The organism is Mycobacterium sp. DBP42 (assembly GCF_005924235.1).
Taxonomy (GTDB): domain Bacteria; phylum Actinomycetota; class Actinomycetes; order Mycobacteriales; family Mycobacteriaceae; genus Mycobacterium; species Mycobacterium syngnathidarum.
In genome coordinates, this window is sequence record NZ_VCMY01000077.1 from 1 (window position 1) to 6,695 (window position 6,695).

The 6,695-nt window shown below is 67.5% G+C and carries 8 protein-coding genes and 1 pseudogene; 5 read left to right on the forward strand and 4 right to left on the reverse strand.

What is annotated here, in order from left to right; translation table 11 throughout:
- Window positions 1–46: 46 nt before the first annotated feature.
- The 3 genes from E0T84_RS31215 to E0T84_RS31225 all read right to left on the reverse strand — a co-directional run bounded on the left by E0T84_RS31215 (window position 47) and on the right by E0T84_RS31225 (window position 2,347).
- Window positions 47–511: a hypothetical protein gene (locus tag E0T84_RS31215; protein WP_138746401.1), complete on the reverse strand. Its 465-nt coding sequence runs from the start codon at window positions 509–511 to the stop codon at window positions 47–49.
- 134 nt (window positions 512–645) lie between these two features.
- A complete protein-coding gene (locus tag E0T84_RS31220) occupies window positions 646–1,674 on the reverse strand; it encodes a cell wall metabolism sensor histidine kinase WalK (protein ID WP_016343851.1) in 1,029 nt (342 codons plus the stop codon).
- Window positions 1,661–2,347, reverse strand: coding sequence for a response regulator transcription factor (locus tag E0T84_RS31225; RefSeq protein WP_016343852.1), 687 nt, complete (start codon window positions 2,345–2,347; stop codon window positions 1,661–1,663). Before E0T84_RS31225 ends, E0T84_RS31220 begins: the two co-directional genes overlap by 14 nt.
- Window positions 2,348–2,462: 115 nt before the next feature.
- On the opposite strand from E0T84_RS31225, the gene E0T84_RS31230 reads away from it, so the two are divergent.
- From E0T84_RS31230 to E0T84_RS31250, 5 genes are read left to right on the forward strand one after another with little or no spacing between them, the layout of a single operon-like run.
- Complete coding sequence (locus E0T84_RS31230; RefSeq protein ID WP_029374074.1) at window positions 2,463–3,119, forward strand: glycosyltransferase family 2 protein; 657 nt, start codon at window positions 2,463–2,465, stop codon at window positions 3,117–3,119.
- On the forward strand, window positions 3,116–3,778 hold the full coding sequence (locus E0T84_RS31235; RefSeq protein WP_016343854.1) for a TIGR04282 family arsenosugar biosynthesis glycosyltransferase: 663 nt from the start codon (window positions 3,116–3,118) through the stop codon (window positions 3,776–3,778). Before E0T84_RS31230 ends, E0T84_RS31235 begins: the two co-directional genes overlap by 4 nt.
- A 1-nt stretch (window position 3,779) precedes the next feature.
- Window positions 3,780–4,409: a class I SAM-dependent methyltransferase gene (locus tag E0T84_RS31240; protein WP_016343855.1), complete on the forward strand. Its 630-nt coding sequence runs from the start codon at window positions 3,780–3,782 to the stop codon at window positions 4,407–4,409.
- Window positions 4,406–5,509, forward strand: coding sequence for a molybdopterin-dependent oxidoreductase (locus E0T84_RS31245; RefSeq protein ID WP_016343856.1), 1,104 nt, complete (start codon window positions 4,406–4,408; stop codon window positions 5,507–5,509). Before E0T84_RS31240 ends, E0T84_RS31245 begins: the two co-directional genes overlap by 4 nt.
- Window positions 5,506–5,964: a hypothetical protein gene (locus E0T84_RS31250; RefSeq protein WP_016343857.1), complete on the forward strand. Its 459-nt coding sequence runs from the start codon at window positions 5,506–5,508 to the stop codon at window positions 5,962–5,964. Before E0T84_RS31245 ends, E0T84_RS31250 begins: the two co-directional genes overlap by 4 nt.
- Here the strand turns inward: E0T84_RS31250 and E0T84_RS31255 are convergent.
- Window positions 5,890–6,695: pseudogene (locus E0T84_RS31255) on the reverse strand (hypothetical protein); the annotation flags it as partial. The gene E0T84_RS31250 and the pseudogene E0T84_RS31255 overlap by 75 nt on opposite strands.

Below are 6,695 nucleotides of genomic sequence, written 5' to 3' on the forward strand. Positions count from 1 at the left end.
GAAAGGCCCGACCGAACATCACAGGAAAAGCTGGGCAGACCAGCGGCTACAGGCTGCCCACCACCCACAGCACGGCAAAGATCAGTCCCGAGACACCTTCAACAGGGTCGATCCACGGATCGAGGCTTAGGTGTGGGTCGAACACCCCTTCGAGTTCGGCGTTCGTGACCCAGGAGTCGAGCATGGTGGTGGTGGCGTCGGACAGGAACGCGAGGTGTAGTCCGCTCTCTTTGAGCGCGTGCAGCGCGGCCGGGGCTTCTGGCCAGGGTGTCAGTTGGAGCCATGAGTTCATCAGCTGTTCGCGACCGGCGGGGCTGAGTTGCAGACCGGACTGCTGTACGGCGAATTCGAGTGCGTCTTGGGTGATCGTCCAGAAGTTGGTGTACGTGCCTGTCAAGGTGCGTAGCCAGGTGTATTCGAATTGCCGGGTACGCCAGGTGTCGATCAATGTGGTTCCCGTGCCGGGAAATACGTCCTCGGCGGCGGCATCGACCGCGCGGCGGTCGAACACGGTGAAAGCGTCGAATGCAACAGCCCGAATGGGACCGGGTGGGCTGGGAGCAGCCGTGGCGAACGACGCTTGGCTTACGCCCAGGCCTGCTGCGGCCGCGAGCCCGAGGAGGCCCCGGCGTGATACGGGGGCCTTCATGCGCCGTCGGCAAGTGGTAGCCGCACCTCGAAGCGCGCTCCGTTGTCGAGGTTGTGCGCCGAGAGGGTGCCGCGGTGGGCCTGTACAAGGCCCGCGGCGATGGCCAGTCCCAGACCTGAGCCGCTTGGCAGCGATGAATCTGCCCGCGGCACACGGCCGTTCGAGCCGCGGTAGGCGACGTCGAACACTCTGGCTAGATCCGCCTCATCAATGCCGACACCGGTGTCGTCGACGCGGGCCCAGGCGCCGTCGGCGTCGCGGCCCAGCGTCAGTTCGACGCGTCCGCCTTCGGGGGTGTGGGCGATGGCGTTGGCCACCAGGTTGGAAAGCACCCGCACCAGCGCCCGGTCGCTGCCGATCACCCGGACAGGTTCAGCCGGCAGCTGGGCCGCCAACTGCACCCCGGCGCGCTCTGCGGCGATCCGGTGCGCAGCCAATACATCATCGACGACTTCGTCGAGTGCGACGGTGTCGTGCGCCGGTTGCACTGCGCCGGCATTGATCTTCGACATCTCGAAAAGGTCATCGACCATCTCGGACAACCGAATCGATTCCTGTTCAATGTGTTTGGCGTGGGCACGCACCTCTGCGGTATCCACAACACCGTCGGAGATCGCTTCGGATACCGCGCGGATGCCCGCCAGCGGGGTGCGCAGGTCGTGGCTGACGAACGCCACCAGCCGGCGCCGGGACTGTTCAGCGGCGCGTTCGGATGCGCGAATCTCCTGCTCCCACACGGTGCGGCGGGCTTGGTAGCGGGCCAACATGACCGCAGCTGGAATGGTCACCACCGCGACGATCACCAATACCACCGCAATCCGTTCGAAGGTCTCGGTGATCATGAAACCGCTGGCTCCCAAGACCCCGGTGAAGGTGGCCAGGGTGGGAATCAGCACGAGCGCCACCATGCTGACCGCCAGTGACCAGGATCGGGCGAGCCGGATGAGCACGGCGCCGGTGATCACCACCGGCACCGAGCAGGCCAATGCCCAGCCGATGATTTCCCACAGATCAGTCGCCTGCATGATCTCCTCCCCACATGTAGCCGCGACCCCACACCGTCTGAATCCGGTGTGCGTCACCGAGTTTGGCGCGCAGGCGTTTGATGTGCACCGTCACTGTCGACAGATCGCCGAAGTCCCACTGCCACACCAGTTTCAGCAGCTGCTCACGCGAGTAGACGGTGTCTGGATGGGTGAGCAGGAAGACAATCAGATCGAATTCGCGGTTGGTCAGGCTCACCGCGGCACCGTTGACGGTCACCGCGTGCGCGGCGGTCGATATCTGCAGCGCGCCGGTGGTGATCTCCAGCGGTTCAACGACCGCGCGCGCCGGCGTGCGGCGCAGCACGGAACGAACACGGAGCGCGAGTTCACGCGGACTGAACGGTTTGGTGAGATAGTCATCGGCACCGGCCTCCAGACCGGCGATCCGGTCGTCCTCCTCGCCGAGCGCGGTCAACAGGATCACCGGCAGTCCGTACCCGTCGCCGCGGCGCATGCTGCGGCACAGCGTCAGCCCGTCCGGTCCGGGCATCATCACGTCCAGCACCGCCATGTCGATGTGCTGCGAATCCAGCAGCGTCAATGCCTCGTGGCCGTCGCGTGCAGTACTGACGTCGTGGCCGTCGCGCTCCAGATACCGGCGCACGACATCCCGCACGATCGGATCGTCGTCGGCGATCAAAACCCTCGTCACACCAGACAGCGTAGTCGGCCGATAGCCCGTTACCTGGCCCCTACCAGCACCTATGTCACGAATTCGTCATCATTGCACCCTGGCGAGGGCGCCCGCTGCGCCTTACGGTCGGGTTATGTCCAGCACTGCGATCACAGTGATCCTGCCCTGTTTAAACGAGGCGGAGTCACTGCCCGCGATCCTGGCCGCCCTACCCGACGGGTACCGCGCGCTGGTGGTCGACAACAACAGCACCGACGGCACCGCAGCGGTGGCGCGGGCGCACGGCGCCGAGGTAGTCACCGAATGTCAACCCGGCTACGGCGCCGCGGTCCACGCCGGGGTGCTGGCGGCGCGGACACCCACCATCGCGGTGCTCGACGCCGACGGGTCCTTGGACCCGCGGTCGTTGCCATACCTGGTTGAGGCTGTGGATCGCGGTGCCGATCTGGCCGTCGGGCGGCGCCGCGCGGTGCCCGGACTGCGGTGGCCGTGGCACGCCCGGCTGGGCACCGCAGTGATCTGCTGGCGGCTACGGAGGAAGTATCGCCTTGCGGTTTACGATATCGCGCCGATGCGGGTGGCGCGCCGCGACGCGCTTGTGGAACTTGACGTGCGCGACCGGCGGTGCGGGTATCCGCTGGAACTGTTGGTGCGCGCCGCGCAGGTCGGTTGGCAGGTGGCCGAAAGCGATGTTAGCTACGGCCCGCGCACCGGCGGCCGATCGAAGGTGAGCGGCTCATTGCGCGGCAGTTTCCATGCTGCACTGGATTTTTGGCGAGTCCTCTCATGACGATTCCGGTGACCGTCCTGGTAATGGCCAAGGCGCCGGTACCCGGGCTGGCCAAGACGAGATTGGCGCCCGATCTGGGGGTTGGCGGTGCAGCCGACGTCGCGGCCGCGGCACTGCTGGACACGCTGGATGCGGTCGCGGCCGCACCCGTGGCCTCGCGCGTGGTGGCCATGACGGGAGACGTGGGCGCGGCGCGGGCGGCCGCAGAAATTCGGGAACGGCTCGCCACGTTCACCGTGATACCGCAGCGCGGACAAGATTTCGGTGACCGGTTGGCCAACGCCCACCACGACGCAGCCGCCGCCGGCTACCCCGTGGTGCAGATCGGCATGGACACCCCGCAGATCAGCGCGACACTGCTCGCCGACTGCGCCCGCCGTCTGCTGCGCACGGACGCGGTGCTAGGGCCGGCCAGCGATGGTGGTTGGTGGTTGCTCGGGCTGCGCAACATACTTGGCGCCGATTGCTTGCGCACCGTACCGATGTCGCAACCTGATACGGGTGCGCTGACGTTGCACGCGCTGGCGTCAGCCGGACTGTCCGTGGGCCTGGTGACCAAGCTGACTGACGTGGACGTCGTCGATGACATCGCCGCCGTGCAGCGTGTGTGCTCGGCCGATAGCCGATTCCGGCGGCTGACCGCCGCGATCGAGGCGTGACATGTTCGGGAACCTCTATGAGCGTGCCCTGGTAGGTGAGCGGTGCTGGATCCGGCATGACGACGGCACCCGCCAGCGGTTGCCGGTACACAACTGGCTGGGCGGTCGCCGTGCGGACCGGCAGTTCGACCGGGCGGTGCTGGCCCTGTGCCACGGGCCGACCATCGACTTGGGCTGCGGCCCGGGCCGATTGGTAGCCGATCTCATCCGGCGCGGTGTGCCAGCCCTGGGCGTGGACCAGTCCGCCACCGCCGTGGAACTCGCGCGGCGCAGCGGCGCCCCGGCATTGCGCCGCGATGTGTTCGACCCGCTCCCCGGCACCGGCCGGTGGCAGACGGTACTGCTGGCCGACGGCAACGTCGGGCTCGGTGGTGACCCGATCCGGGTGCTGCGCCGCGCCGCCGACCTGCTCCGGCGCGGCGGATCGTGCATCGCCGAATTCGACTCGGCCCCATGCGGAGTCAAGACGCAGTGGGTGCGGCTGGAATCGTCGCGGACGGTCGGACCGTGGTTCCGGTGGGCCACGGTGGGGGTGGACAGCGCGGAACGCGTCGCCGGTGACGCCGGCCTGACGGTACTGGACATGCATCCGGTCGGCGACCGGATGCTCGCCAGTCTGGCCCAGCGATGAATGCGTCGGGACTGCGTAGCACCGCGGTGACCGCGCGGGTCGGCATGATGCTCGGCATCGCCGTCGGCGTGTGCTTCCTGACCGGTCTGGTCAGTCACCTCATCCAGCATCCGCAACCCTGGTTCTACTGGCCCGCGCACCCGGCGTGGCTGTACCGGGTGACCCAGGGACTCCATGTCGCTTCGGGTATCGCCGCTATCCCGCTGACGGTCGTAAAGCTGTGGTCGGTGTGGCCCAAGCTGTTTGAACGCCCGATTATCGGTGGCCTCACGCGGCAGCTGGAGCGCCTGTCGATCCTGGTGCTCGTCGGGGCGATCTTGTTCGAGCTGTCCACCGGGTTGTTGAACATTGCGCAGTGGTACGTGTTCCGATTCTTCTTCACCACAACGCATTACGCAGTGGCCTACCTCGCGGCGGGCGCGGTACTAGTGCACCTCGCGGTCAAGCTGCCGGTGATCCGACGCGCTCTCGGCGAACCGCTCGACGAACTGTCCACCGCCGCGGTCGGCCCGACCCGGCGCACGGTACTGCGCGGCACCGGATTGGCGGTCGCGGCAGCGACCGTGGCCACGGCCGGCCAGACCGTACCGTGGCTGCGCCGGATGTCGGTTCTCGCGCCGCGCTCCGGCCAAGGGCCACAAGGTATTCCGGTGAACCGAACCGCGGTTGCAGCTGGCGTGCTGCAGACCGCGGCCTCACCGCAGTACCGCTTGACGGTGACCAACGGTGCGCTCAGCCGCGCCTTTTCGGTGTCCGAGCTGAACGCCCTGCCGCAGCAGACCTTCCATCTGCCGATCGCCTGCGTCGAGGGTTGGAGCGCCGACGCCGCATGGACCGGTGTGGTGCTGGCGGACCTGATCGCCATGGTCGGAGGGTCCCGCGACGCCGATGTGCGGATGGTGTCATTGGAGCCACCCGGGCCGTATTCGCGCACCGTGCTCCCGGCCGGGCATGCTCACGACGGCCAGACCCTGATCGCGCTGAAACTCAACGGCGACACGCTACATCCCGATCACGGCTATCCGTGCCGGCTCATTGCACCGTCGCGGCCCGGAGTGCTGCAGACCAAATGGCTGTCCCGGATCGAGGTGCTGCCATGAGGGTGCTGCTGTTCATGTCCGGTCTGGCCCTTGCCGGTTACGGCGCGGTCCTGGTGTCGGAGAACCCACCGGTGATCATCATGCGCATCGTGGTCTGGGCGTTGGTGGCGGTGGCGCTCCATGATGTGGTGTTCGCGCCACTGTGCGCGGCGATGGGTCTTTCGTCTCGCCGGGTGCTGCCGACGGTGTGGCAGGCACCCGGCGCGGTGGCCGCGTTGTGCACGGTGGTGCTGGTGCTGCTCGCCATCCCGGTGTTCGACAAACCCGGGGCGTCTCTGGACAACGCCACCGTTCTCGATCGGGATTACCATGCTGGACTGTGGATTTCGATCGCGGTGGTGTGGGCGTGTGTGCCCGGTTATCTGGTGGGTCGGCGGTTTCTACCAGTTCGTCATAATCAGGTGGTTGAGAGCAAGAGCGCCGACGACGTTGGCGACCAGCCACCAGCGTCGTGATCGCGCCGGCAGCAGGGCGCCCGCGGCGGTCAGCCAGACGGTGAACGGCAGCCAGATCCGTTCGGTCTCAGCCTTGCTCAGCATGCTCAGGTCCGCGCACATGATGGCTACCAACGAAGCCAGCACCAGCAGGTGCAGGCCGCTGCGCCGCCGCAGCGCGGCTCGGTTGAAGGCGAGGCTCAGCCCGGCGACGCTGCCGAGCCCGATGGCGCACACCACTGATGCCAGGTTGGCCCACGACCAGTACTGGAACGGCCGGTTCGTGGCGATACCCTGCCAATACCGTTGCTGCACCAAGATGTAACCGTCGATCCACCAGAATCCCGTGGCAGCGAACGCGCCGACCACCGCCAGCGTGGCGCCGACCGCGGGCAGCAGCACTCGGGTCACCACGCGCCGGCTAGGTGCGGTGCAGAGCACCGCGACCGCCGGTATCGCCATCAAGCCGAGGCCGTAGTTGAGGAAGATGCCCCAACCCAGCAGGAGCCCCGCGCCGGCGCCGGTGAGCGCGGGGCGCCGGTTGCGGGTGGCCAGTGCGAGCAGGGTGATACCCCACGCGGCGACGCCCGCGTAGTAGGCATCGGCTGAGACGGCGATCCAGATGGCGGTCGGTGCGACCGCGACGAACGGGGCGGCCGCACGGGCGGTGGTCTCATCGCACAGCGTGCGCAGCGTCACGACGATGGCCGCGGCGGCACTGGACCCGATCACCAGGCACCACAGCCCCGCCC

What these genes read in the sequence shown, in the direction of transcription:
- E0T84_RS31220 (WP_016343851.1), bottom strand. Translation starts at nt 1,674, where the DNA reads ATGCAGGCGACTGATCTGTGGGAAATCATCGGCTGGGCATTGGCCTGC.
- E0T84_RS31230 (WP_029374074.1), top strand. Translation starts at nt 2,463, where the DNA reads ATGTCCAGCACTGCGATCACAGTGATCCTGCCCTGTTTAAACGAGGCG.
- E0T84_RS31235 (WP_016343854.1), top strand. Translation starts at nt 3,116, where the DNA reads ATGACGATTCCGGTGACCGTCCTGGTAATGGCCAAGGCGCCGGTACCC.
- E0T84_RS31240 (WP_016343855.1), top strand. Translation starts at nt 3,780, where the DNA reads ATGTTCGGGAACCTCTATGAGCGTGCCCTGGTAGGTGAGCGGTGCTGG.
- E0T84_RS31245 (WP_016343856.1), top strand. Translation starts at nt 4,406, where the DNA reads ATGAATGCGTCGGGACTGCGTAGCACCGCGGTGACCGCGCGGGTCGGC.
- E0T84_RS31250 (WP_016343857.1), top strand. Translation starts at nt 5,506, where the DNA reads ATGAGGGTGCTGCTGTTCATGTCCGGTCTGGCCCTTGCCGGTTACGGC.